Annotated in this window: 10 protein-coding genes; 8 read left to right on the top strand and 2 right to left on the bottom strand. The window is 70.9% G+C overall.

Going from position 1 to position 10,253, the window contains the following annotated elements:
* From AB0M20_RS11765 to hisC, 3 genes are all read left to right on the top strand, one after another.
* The coding region (locus tag AB0M20_RS11765) for an RDD family protein (RefSeq protein ID WP_364297104.1) at positions 1 to 438 on the top strand (438 nt) is incomplete at its 5' end.
* Positions 435 to 1,313, top strand: coding sequence for an RDD family protein (locus AB0M20_RS11770; RefSeq protein WP_364297106.1), 879 nt, complete (start codon positions 435 to 437; stop codon positions 1,311 to 1,313). The genes AB0M20_RS11765 and AB0M20_RS11770, both read left to right, overlap by 4 nt.
* On the top strand, positions 1,310 to 2,389 hold the full coding sequence (hisC, locus tag AB0M20_RS11775) for a histidinol-phosphate transaminase (protein ID WP_364297108.1): 1,080 nt from the start codon (positions 1,310 to 1,312) through the stop codon (positions 2,387 to 2,389). The genes AB0M20_RS11770 and hisC overlap by 4 nt, the downstream gene beginning before the upstream one ends.
* Positions 2,390 to 2,394: 5 nt before the next feature.
* Here the strand turns inward: hisC and AB0M20_RS11780 are convergent, their stop codons facing one another.
* Together AB0M20_RS11780 and AB0M20_RS11785 are read right to left on the bottom strand one after the other, a co-directional pair.
* Positions 2,395 to 2,748 carry a hypothetical protein gene (locus AB0M20_RS11780; RefSeq protein WP_364297110.1) on the bottom strand — a complete coding sequence of 118 codons (354 nt, stop codon included), beginning with the start codon at positions 2,746 to 2,748 and terminating at the stop codon, positions 2,395 to 2,397.
* 131 nt (positions 2,749 to 2,879) lie between these two features.
* On the bottom strand, positions 2,880 to 3,389 hold the full coding sequence (locus tag AB0M20_RS11785) for a hypothetical protein (protein WP_364297112.1): 510 nt from the start codon (positions 3,387 to 3,389) through the stop codon (positions 2,880 to 2,882).
* Positions 3,390 to 3,488: 99 nt separating this feature from the next.
* Here AB0M20_RS11785 and AB0M20_RS11790 point away from each other — a divergent pair, with 99 nt between their 5' ends.
* The 5 genes from AB0M20_RS11790 to AB0M20_RS11810 all read left to right on the top strand — a co-directional run.
* Positions 3,489 to 4,886: a class II fumarate hydratase gene (locus AB0M20_RS11790; RefSeq protein WP_364297114.1), complete on the top strand. Its 1,398-nt coding sequence runs from the start codon at positions 3,489 to 3,491 to the stop codon at positions 4,884 to 4,886.
* 43 nt (positions 4,887 to 4,929) lie between these two features.
* The gene (locus AB0M20_RS11795) at positions 4,930 to 6,588 is read left to right on the top strand and encodes a S8 family serine peptidase (protein WP_364297116.1); all 1,659 of its coding nucleotides are present in this window, start codon (positions 4,930 to 4,932) and stop codon (positions 6,586 to 6,588) included.
* Positions 6,589 to 6,647: 59 nt separating this feature from the next.
* Entirely contained in the window at positions 6,648 to 8,063 is a 1,416-nt protein-coding gene (gene cysS, locus AB0M20_RS11800) for a cysteine--tRNA ligase (protein WP_364297118.1), read from the top strand.
* Positions 8,063 to 9,175 (top strand): 23S rRNA (guanosine(2251)-2'-O)-methyltransferase RlmB, encoded by a 1,113-nt coding sequence (rlmB, locus tag AB0M20_RS11805; protein WP_364297120.1) that lies wholly within the window; start codon positions 8,063 to 8,065, stop codon positions 9,173 to 9,175. Before cysS ends, rlmB begins: the two co-directional genes overlap by 1 nt.
* Positions 9,176 to 9,264: 89 nt before the next feature.
* The coding region (locus AB0M20_RS11810; protein ID WP_364297122.1) for an Hsp70 family protein at positions 9,265 to 10,253 on the top strand (989 nt) is incomplete at its 3' end.

The raw sequence follows: 10,253 nt of genomic DNA on the forward strand, positions 1-10,253 counted from the left end.
GCCACCGGCATCGCCATGGTGATCTTCATGCCGGTCTTCTTCATCGTGTTCTTCAACGAGTTCAACGACCTGGCGGCGACCCCGCCCGGGGAGACCCCGTCGATGGACGGCTCGTTCATCTGGACGATCCTGGCGGTCGAGATCGGCGCGGTCCTCCTGCTGCTCGTGGCCTACTACTTCTACTACGTCGAGCTGCTCTACCGCCGTGGCCAGACCATCGGCAAGAAGGTGATGAAGGTCCGGGTGGTGCCGATCAATCCGGCGCAGCCGATGACCCGGGGCATCGCCACGAAGCGATTCCTGGCGCATATCGTGGCCGGCACGATCGTGCCCTTCTACAGCTATCTCGACGGATTGTGGCAGCTCTGGGACAAGCCGTACCTGCAGACCCTGCACGACAAGTTCGCCCAGACCGTCGTGGTAAAGGTTTCTTCATGAGTTCTCTGCCCGCCGGCTGGTACAAGGATCCGGCCGACCCGTCGACCCAGCGCTACTGGGACGGCGAGGGCTGGGTGGGCAAGGCCATCGGCGCCGACGCCACCCCGCCGGAGGGTCCGCCACCACCCGAACCGTCGCCACCACCGGCGCCGGCCCCGGCGACGAAGGCTCCCGAGACCAAGGACGAGCCGCCCGCGTACCCGGAAACCGTGGTCCCGCCCGCCGGCTATCCGCCGCCGCCACCCGGGTGGACCCCACCGCCCGGCTGGGAGCCGCCGCCGGGCTGGATCGTGCAGCCCCGGCCGCACGGCTTCGCGCTGGCCGGGATGGGCCAGCGACTCGCGGCCCGGCTGTTCGACATCCTCGCCGTGCTGGTGCTCAACGTCGTGGTCAACGGCTACTTCGCGTACCAGTTCGCGCTGGAGTTCGCGCCGGTCTACCGGCAGGCGATGGCCGACCCGTTCGGCGACCCGCCCGACCCGACGCCCCGGTCGGAGTACCTGATCTGGACCATGCTGGTGATCGCGACGCTGCTGTGGCTGCTCTACGAGGCGCCGTCGATCGGCTCGCGCGGCCAGACGCTCGGCAAGCGGCTGCTGCGCATCAAGGTGATGGCGGTCGAGCACACCGATCCGATCGGCTTCGGCCGGGCGTTCCGGCGGTGGGCACGGCTCGGCATGTGGACGCCGTTCTGGGGCTGCGCCGGGCTGGGCTTCCTTCTGCAACTGGTCGACTGCCTGTCGCCGCTGTTCGACCAGAAGCTGCGGCAGGCGCTGCACGACAAGACCGCCCGCACGGTGGTGATCGCCTTGCCGCCCAACGACAAACAGCCATTGCCGGCCACGCCCGGCAACGCGGAAGGACGACGGCAATGACGCGGCTGACCCGACCCGACCTGGATGCTCTGCCCGACTACGTGCCCGGGCGCAACGTCGCCGACCTGGCCCGCGAGCTCGGCATCGCCGAGGCGATCAAGCTGGCCAGCAACGAGGTGCCGTTCGGCCCGCTGCCCGGCGTGCCCGACGCGGTGGCCGCCGCCGTCGCGAACGTGCACCGATACCCCGACATGGGCGTGGTGCAACTGCGGGACAAGCTGTCCGATCGGTACGGCGTGCCCGCGTCGCGCCTGGTGACCGGCTGCGGCTCGGTCGCGCTGAGCGAGCACCTGGTCAAGGCCGCGTGCTTGCCGGGCGACGAGATCGTGTACGCGTGGCGCTCGTTCGAGGCGTACCCGATCATCGCGGCCGGCGCCGGCGCGGTCTCCACGCGCGTGCCGAACACGCCGGCTCACGGCCACGACCTGCCGGCCCTGGCGGCGGCGATCACCGACCGCACGCGGGTGGTCATCGTCTGCAACCCCAACAACCCGACGGGTACGGCGGTCGCCCGCGCCCAGCTGGACCGCTTCGTCGACGAGGTGCCGTCCGACGTGCTGATCGTCCTGGACGAGGCCTACCGCGAATTCGTCACGGACGACTCCGTGCCCGACGGCATCGAGGTCTACGGCGACCGGCCGAACGTGGTCGTCCTGCGCACCCTCTCGAAGGCGTGGGGGCTGGCCGGCCTGCGGATCGGCTTCCTGGTGGCGCAGCCGGAGGTCGCGGCGGCGGTCCGCAAGGTGGTGACGCCGTTCTCGACGAACCTGATCGCCCAGGCGGCGGCGCTGGCGGCGCTGGACCAGGAGCCGGAGGTACGCCGCCGCGCGGCGCTGGTGGTGGCCGAGCGTGACCGGGTGACGGAGGCGCTGCGCAAGCTGTCGGTCGACGTACCGGACAGCCAGGCCAACTTCGTCTGGCTCCCGATCGCCGACCGCACGGCCGGGTTCGCCGCGGCGTGCGAAAGCCGCGGCGTGATCGTGCGGGCCTTCCACCCCGAGGGCATCCGGGTGACGATCGGCACCCCGGAGGAGAACGACGCCTTCCTGTCAGCCGCCGAGGCAGCCCTGTCGTAGCAAATTCAGTCGGCCTGCTCGATGACCTCGCGCAGCATTTGCGCGAGGCCGCGCAGGAAATCGGCGGCGCCGGCGTCGGACGGGTCGTCGAGGGACCAGTTGCCGTCCCAGACGACGAGCCGGGCCAGTGTGTTCGGCGGCAGCTCGGTGGTGATAACGGCCTCGAGCGCACGCAGTGTGCGGCGGTGCATGCTGGTGCTACGGCGCGCAATCTGCTCGAGACGGGTGCGGATCTCGTCGAGGCTGTCGGCGTCGGCCACATGACCGAACATGAACTCTTCGACGGTCTCCAGCGGAGGCCGACCTTCCAGCTTGGCGATGTGCGCCCGTAGGCGCTCGGGAAGGTCAGGCGTCGCCACGTCGTCACCTTAATGCGGCGACCTCAGGCGGGTGGGCTGCTGCCCTCGGCCGGAGGCTGCGTGCGGCCGTTGCCAACCGCCTCGGTCCGCTGAGAACTGGGGACTTCAGATGGCTCGTATCTTTTGAAGCTTTAAGCGCAGAAACCGCGGACCGGGGTCATCCAATCCAAGATCTTGGGCTCGATTCGCTTGTTCAGGTCTGCCGTGGTTTTGATCGAGTCGAAGAACTTCTTGTCGGCCGCGCTCTTCGTGAGCTTCGCCGCGCTCGTCTCGCCCGCCTTCTTCAAGGCCGGGTCCTCGGCCGCCGCGACCTCCTTCTTCAGGGCCGCGCCCACCTTCTTCAGCTCGTTCGCCGCCGCCTGCTGCGCCTTCTTCGCCTCGGGGGCCTGCTCGGCCTCCTTGTTGGCGATCATCTTGCCCATCGCCGCGTTGAAGCCGTCGAAGCCGTCGTCGTAGATCGACGTGACCTTTCCGCAGACCAGCTCGGTGTTCGCCGCGAAGTCCGGGGCCGTGCTGGTGGCCTGCGTCGTCGGATCGGCGTTGGTCGGCGCGGCCGCCGGGGCGGCCGGGTCGCTGTCGCACGCGGTGGAGATCGTCAGCAGGGCGCCGCCGACGGCCAGGGCCAGGAGGGCGCGTCGCATGAGGGAGATCCGTTCTTTCAGGCGGTCCAAACGCTCGCCGACGATACGTTCCGTTGTCGAGCGCGTCCACCGGAGCCCTGTTTGGGGTACGAATGAACCGTGACGACTGACGGAAGCGGATACCGGATCGAGAAGGACACGATGGGCGAGGTCCGGGTGCCGGCCGACGCCCTGTGGCGTGCGCAGACCCAGCGGGCGGTGGAGAACTTCCCGATCTCGGGCCGTGGGCTGGAGCCGGCGCACATCAAGGCGCTCGCCCAGATCAAGGGCGCCTCCGCGCAGGTCAACGCCCAGCTCGGGGTGCTGGACGACGACCTGGCCAAGGCGATCGCCACGGCCGCGGCGCACGTGGCCGAGGGCGGCTACGAGTCGCAGTTCCCGATCGACGTGTTCCAGACCGGGTCGGGCACCTCGTCGAACATGAACGCCAACGAGGTGATCGCCTCGCTGGCGGCCAAGGAACTCGGCAAGCCGGTGCACCCGAACGACCACGTGAACGCCTCGCAGTCGAGCAACGACGTGTTCCCGTCGTCCATCCACCTGGCCGCCACCGAGGCCGTCACCAGCGACCTCATCCCGGCGCTGGACCACCTGGCCGCCGCGCTGAAGGCCAAGGCCGACACCTGGGCCACCACGGTGAAGAGCGGGCGTACGCACCTGATGGACGCCACCCCGGTGACGCTGGGTCAGGAGTTCTCCGGCTACACCGCGCAGGTGCAGTACGGCATCGACCGGCTCACCGACACGCTGCCCCGGCTGGCCGAGCTGCCGCTGGGCGGCACCGCGGTCGGCACCGGCGTCAACACCCCACCCGGGTTCGCGCCCGCGGTGATCCAGACCCTCAAGGACATGACCGGCCTGCCGCTGTCGGAGGCGCGCAACCACTTCGAGGCGCAGGGCGCCCGGGATGCGCTGGTCGAGGCGTCCGGGCAGCTCAGGGTCGTTGCGGTCAGTCTTTATAAGATCGTCAACGACATTCGCTGGATGGGCTCCGGGCCGCGCGCCGGCCTGCGCGAGCTGCGCCTGCCCGACCTGCAGCCGGGCTCGTCGATCATGCCGGGCAAGGTGAACCCGGTGGTGCCCGAGTCGGTGCGCCAGGTCTGCGCCCAGGTGATCGGCAACGACGCGGCCGTCGCCTTCGCCGGCACGCAGGGTGACTTCGAGCTGAACGTGATGCTGCCGGTGATGGCGCGCAACCTGCTCGAGTCGATCCGGCTGCTGGCCGCGGCGTCGCGGATGCTCGCCGACCGGTGCATCGACGGTCTGGAGGCCAACGAGGAGATCGCCCGGGGGTACGCCGAGGGTTCGCCGTCCATCGTCACGCCGCTCAACCGCCACCTGGGCTACGACGAGGCCGCCGCGATCGCGAAGCAGGCGCTCAAGGAGAACAAGTCGATCCGCGAGGTCGTCGTCGAGCGCGGTCACCTGGAGAGCGGCAAGCTCACCGAGGAGCAGTTGGACCAAGCTTTGGACGTATTGCGGATGACCCGACCCTGATGATCGCTTGTGGAGTTCGATTTCATTCGATGAGATGGCCTCCATGAGAAGACCCCTCCTGGCAGCGACCGTCGCCACCGCGACGGTCGTTGCCCTTTCGGTATCGCCGATCACCGCGGCCACGGCCGCTCCATCTGCGCCGGGTGATTACACCGTCGTCTCCGCGGACGGCGTGCCCGCGGCCGACGCGGTCGCGGCGATCACCGCGGCCGGCGGCACGATCGTCAGCCGCAATGACGCCGTCGGCGTCTTCCGCGTCTCGTCGACCGACGCCGGATTCCGCACGGCCGTCGCCGGTTCGTCCAAGTTGATCGGCGCCAGCGAGCGCAAGGCCTTCGGGTACGCGCCCAAGGACCTGACCGTCGAGGCGCCGGCGACGGGCGCCAACGCCCCCGCAGCCGCAGCCGCTCCGGCCCTGCGCACCGATCCGCTCGACGAGAAGCTCTGGGGCCAGCGGATGATCCGCGCCGACATGGCCCACAAGATCCAGAAGGGCAACCGCGGCGTGACCGTGGGCGTGCTCGACACCGGCCTCGACGCGAGCAACCCCGACCTGGCCAAGCGGTTCAGCCCGGTGCTGTCGCGCAACTTCGCGCCGGACATCCCGGCCGTCGACGGGCCGTGCGAGGTCGCGAGCTGCCTCGACCCGGTCGGCACCGACGACGGCGGGCACGGCACGCACGTGGCCGGCATCATCGGTGCGTCGCTCGACGGCAGCGGCCTCTCGGGTGTCGCGCCCGGCGTGACGCTGGTCGAGCTCAAGGGCGGCCAGGACTTCGGGCTGTTCTTCCTGGACCCGGTCGTGAACGCGCTGACCTACGCCGGGGACGCCGGCATCGACGTGGTGAACATGTCCTTCTACGTCGACCCGTGGCTCTACAACTGCAAGGCCAACCCGGCGGACAGCCCGGAGGCGCAGGCCGAGCAGCGGGCGATCATCGCCGGCATGCGGCGGGCCCTCAACTACGCGCACCGCAAGGGCGTCACGCTCGTCGCGGCGCTCGGCAACAACCACGAGGACCTGGGCAAGCCGCGGATCGACAGCAGCAGCCCCGACTACGGCGGCACGCCGTACGACCGGCCGATCGACAACCGCACCTGCTGGGACCTGCCGGCCGAGGGCCCGCACGTGATCGGCGTCTCGTCGGTCGGGCCGTCGAAGATGAAGTCCGACTTCTCGAACTACGGCGTGGAGCAGACGTCGGTGGCGGCGCCCGGCGGATGGGCCCGTGACGGCTTCGGCACCCCGACGTACCTGTCGCCGGGCAACCAGATCCTGTCCACCTACCCGCTGAAGATTCTGCAGGCCGCGGGCCGGGTCGACGCCGACGGCAACATCACGCCGGCCGGTGCGCCGAACACGTTCAAGGCGTGCAACGCCGCGGGCGAGTGCGGCTACTACGGCTATCTGCAGGGCACCTCGATGGCGGCGCCGCACGCGGCGGGTGTGGCCGCGTTGATCGTCAGCCAGTACGGCCGGCCCGACCAGCGCAACGGCGGGCTGACCCTGAACCCCGACGTGGTCGAGCGGCGCCTGCTGCGGTCGGCGGCCGAGACCCCGTGCCCGACGCCACGCCTGCGCAGCTACGTGCAGGAGGGCCGTGACGTGGAGTTCGACGCGTTCTGCGAGGGCGGGACGAAGTTCAACGGCTTCTACGGGCACGGCATCGTCGACGCGTACGCGGCGGTGGGCGGCCAGTAACAGCCGGGTTCATGCGGGCGGAGCGGAAACCGGTTCGCCGGGGTCGGTACCCTTGACCGGTGACGCTCCGCTTGCATGACACCGCCACCCGATCCGTCCGGGACTTCGTCCCGCTGACGCCCGGTCAGGTGGGGATCTACCTATGCGGTCTCACCGTGCAGTCGGTGCCGCACATCGGTCACCTCCGTTCAGCGGTCAACTACGACGTGCTGCGCCGCTGGTTGATCAAGAGGGGCTTCGAGGTGACGTTCATCCGCAACGTCACCGACGTGGACGACAAGATCCTCGACAAGGCCGTCGCCCAGAAGAAGCCGTTCTGGGCGATCGCGTACGCGAACAAGCTGCGGCTCGACGCCGACTACGCCTCACTCAACGTGTTGCCGCCGACCTACGAACCGCTGGCCACCGCGCACGTGCCCGAGATGCACGAGCTGATCGCCGACCTGATCGAGCGCGAGAGCGCGTACCCGGCCGAGTCCGGCAACGGCGACGTCTACTTCGACGTGCCGTCCTATCCGGAGTACGGCGCACTGTCCGGGCAGAACCCCGACGACATGCGCCCGCCGGCCGATGGCGGCGAGAAGGACAAGCGCGACTACCGCGACTTCGCGTTGTGGAAAGCGGTGAAGCCCGACGAGCCGGCCGACGCGTCCTGGCCCTCGCCGTGGGGCCGTGGCCGTCCGGGCTGGCACATCGAGTGCTCCGCGATGGCCCGGCGTTACCTCGGTGACGAGTTCGACATCCACGGCGGCGGGCTCGACCTGACCTTCCCGCACCATGAGAACGAGATCGCCCAGTCCAGGTCGGCCGGTCTGCCGTTCGCCCGGTACTGGGTGCACCACGCCCTGCTCAACCTGGGCGAGGCCAAGATGAGCAAGTCGCTGGGCAACGTGATCGACACGGCCGCGGTCGCCGAGATGGGCATCCGGCCGATCGAGTTGCGCTACTACCTGGGTACGCCGCACTACCGGTCCCGCATCGACTACTCCGACGACGCGCTGCGCGAGGCGGCGACGGCGTGGCGGCGCATCGAGGGTTTCGTGCAGCGCGCCGCCGAGGTGGTCGGCCCCGGGCACCCGATGGACGTGCCGCCGAGTTTCGCGAGCGCGATGAACGACGACCTGAACACGTCCGCCGCCCTGGCCGTGGTGCACGACACGATCCGCGAGGGCAACACGGCGCTGGCGACCGGCGACGAGACCGGGGTGCGCGCCGCGCTGACCGCGGTCCGCGCGATGCTGGGCGTGCTGGGCCTGGACCCGTTCGACCCGGCCTGGAGCGGCGCGGAGCGCGGCAACGATCTGAAGCCGGTCGTGGACGGTCTGGTCCACCTGGCGCTGGAGCAGCGGGCGCAGGCCCGGGCACGTAAGGACTGGGCGGCCGCCGATGCGGTGCGTGACCAGCTGAAGAACGCGGGCATACAGGTTGAGGACACCCCGGCCGGACCGCGCTGGACCGTAGGGGAGCAGCACTGATGCCGGGTAACTCGTCCAACCGCAGCCGGCGTGTGACGTCGAAGAAGGGCGCCGCCGCCGGCTCGGGCGGCAAGAACCGCGCGAGCCTCAAGGGCCGCGGGCGCACCCTGCCGGCCGACGAGCGGCCGTGGCACAAGGGCTACTCAGGCACCGAGGAGCTGCCCGCGAAGACGGCGCGCAAGCAGGACAAGGAGCGCCGGGCCGCGGCGGCCGAGGGCCGTAAGCCCAAGGTCGGCACCCCGGGCAGCAAGGACACCACGTGGGGCCGGGGTGCTCCGCGCGGCAAGTCCGTGCCGATGCGCGGGAAGCAGCAGATGACGCGCGGCGGCCCGCGGGTCGCGCCGGGCCGCCGGTCCAACCCCACCAGGGAGGGGCCGGAGCTGCTGCTCGGCCGCAACCCGGTGGTGGAGGCGATGCGCTCGTCGGTGCCCGCGACGGCGCTGTACCTGGCGCAGGGCATCGACATCGATGACCGGATCGCCGAGATCGTGCGCACCGCCGGTGACCGCGGCCTGCCGATCCTCGAGATCAGCCGCAACGAGCTCGACCGGATGACCGGCGGCGTGCTGCACCAGGGCGTCGGCCTGCAGGTGCCGCCGTTCGCGTACCAGCCGCTGGACGACCTGATCGCGGCCTCGCTCGAGCAGACCGCTCCGCTGCTGGTCGCGATGGACGGGGTGACCGACCCGCGGAACGTGGGCGCGGTGATCCGGTCGGTGGCGGCCTTCGGCGGGCACGGCGTCTTCATGACCGAGCGCCGGGCGGCCGGCATCACGGCGACCGCGTGGCGGACCAGCGCCGGCGCCGCTGCGCGCGTGCCGGTGTCCCAGGTGGTGAACCTGACGCGTGCGGTCAAGGAGTGCCAGAAAGCGGGCTTCACCGCGATCGGGCTGGACGCGGACGGCGAGACGGACCTCTACCAGCTCGAGGCCGCGGTCGGCCCGCTGCTCGTCGTGGTCGGCTCGGAGGGGCGCGGATTGTCCCGGTTGGTGGGCGAGACGTGTGATCTGCGGGTACGCATCCCGATGGCCTCGGACGTCGAGTCGCTGAACGCCAGCGTGGCCGCCGCGGTCACCCTGGCCGAGGTGGCCCGGCGCCGCATTTTCGGCTAGGCCAGGCCTGGACCGGTTCACCCGGCCTTTTGTCGCCCGGGGGCCGTAACATGGCGGGCCGGGTGTCCACTGGCGGAGGGGCAGCAGGGATGACCGCACCAGGTGACGGCTTCGTGCTGGCCGTCGACCTCGGCACGTCGCACACCGTTGCGATGCTGCGGTGGCCCGACGAGCGGACGCGTCCGCTGCTCTTCGACGGGCAGCCGTTGCTTCCGTCGGCGGTCTATCTCGACGCCGAGGGGCACCTGCACGTCGGCCGTGACGCCCAGCGCCTCGGCTATGCCGATCCGGCCGGCATCGAGCCCAACCCGAAACGTCATGTGGACGCCGAGTCGATCCTGCTCGGCGGTCACGGCATCCCGGTCGCCGCGCTCTTCGCCGCGCTGCTCACCGCGGTCGCCCGCGAGGCGGTCAACACGGTGGGGTTCCTGCCGCCGGCCGTGCTGACCTACCCGGCCGCCTGGGGCGCACACCGCCGTGCGGTGCTGACCGACGCGCTGGCCCGCGCAGGCTGGCCGGCCGACACCGGGATGGTGCCCGAGCCGGTGGCCGCGGCACGGTATTTCGCCGACGTGCTGCGCCGGCCGGTGCCGGTGGGCTCGGCGCTGGCGGTCTTCGACTTCGGTGGCGGCACGCTCGACGTCGCGGTGGTGCGCAACGACGGCCTCGGGCCGGACGGCCGGCCGCGGTTCGCGGTGGCGGCCTCCGGCGGCGCCGGCGACCTGGGCGGGCTGGACGTCGACGCGAGCCTGGTCGACCACCTGGGCAAGGCGCTCGCCGGTGGTGAGCCGGAGGCGTGGGGCGTGCTGGGTGATCCGCGTACGCTCGCGCAGTGGCGCGCCCGGCGGCAGTTCTGGGAGGACGTGCGGGGCGCGAAGGAGATGCTCTCCCGTTCGGCGCTCGCCCCGGTGCCGGTGCCCGGGGTCGAGCACGCCGTGCATCTGACCCGCGACGAGCTCGAGGCGTCGGCCGGGCCGCTGATCCGGCGCGGCGTGGCCGAGGCCGCCGCGGTGATCAAGGCGGCCGGGTTGACGCCGTCGGAGCTGGCCGGCCTCTTCCTGGTCGGCGGGTCGTCGCG

Source organism: Actinoplanes sp. NPDC051633 (assembly GCF_040681735.1).
Classification (GTDB): Bacteria; Actinomycetota; Actinomycetes; order Mycobacteriales; family Micromonosporaceae; genus Actinoplanes.

Excerpts from the sequence above, each read along its gene's own strand:
- hisC (WP_364297108.1), top strand. The coding sequence starts at position 1,310 with ATGACGCGGCTGACCCGACCCGACCTGGATGCTCTGCCCGACTACGTG.
- AB0M20_RS11795 (WP_364297116.1), top strand. The coding sequence starts at position 4,930 with ATGAGAAGACCCCTCCTGGCAGCGACCGTCGCCACCGCGACGGTCGTT.
- AB0M20_RS11770 (WP_364297106.1), top strand. The coding sequence starts at position 435 with ATGAGTTCTCTGCCCGCCGGCTGGTACAAGGATCCGGCCGACCCGTCG.
- AB0M20_RS11785 (WP_364297112.1), bottom strand. The coding sequence starts at position 3,389 with ATGCGACGCGCCCTCCTGGCCCTGGCCGTCGGCGGCGCCCTGCTGACG.
- rlmB (WP_364297120.1), top strand. The coding sequence starts at position 8,063 with ATGCCGGGTAACTCGTCCAACCGCAGCCGGCGTGTGACGTCGAAGAAG.